The 450-nt window shown below is 50.7% G+C and carries 2 protein-coding genes; both read left to right on the top strand.

Annotated elements, in window-relative coordinates; genetic code table 11:
* The coding region (locus ACTHUE_RS20400) for a hypothetical protein (RefSeq protein WP_440424320.1) at positions 1-196 on the top strand (196 nt) is incomplete at its 5' end.
* A 41-nt stretch (positions 197-237) separates the two neighbouring features.
* Positions 238-450, top strand: a 213-nt coding sequence (locus ACTHUE_RS20395; protein WP_440424319.1) for a hypothetical protein, incomplete at its 3' end; no start/stop codon positions are given.

Below are 450 nucleotides of genomic sequence, written 5' to 3'. Positions count from 1 at the left end.
GCCCATGTGCTTGTTATCGGTTGCGGGGGGGGGGGGGGGGGGGGGGGGGGGGAGAAAGAAGAAAAAAACAAAACCCCAAAACAAAAAAAAAAAAAAAAGAGGGGAGAAAGAGGTTTTTTTTTTTTTCTCCCCACTTTTCTTTCAAAAAGCGGTGGGGTGTGGAAAAACGGGGGGTTGTGTTTGTTTCTCATACTGAAAGGAACCTATAAACCACAAACCCCCAGCTTTACGAGGGTGTTGGACGCGACCTTTTTCGTTTTTTTTTTCCCCCAAATCAACCAAGGCCTCTTGAAGGTTTTGAATACGGTCTTGAAGGACGGTGCCCTTGTTCCAGAGCCACAGGGGGGGTTTGTTGGGCACTTGTTCGTTTCCGATTCGGCCGGGGGGAGGGAGTTTTACGAAACCCCCAGGTTGTTGGGGGAGGAGGAGGTCAAGGTTCCGGGGGAAACC

This window comes from Neisseria sp. P0021.S005 (genome assembly GCF_051956955.1).
This window is presented reverse-complemented; position numbering and strand designations above follow the sequence as displayed.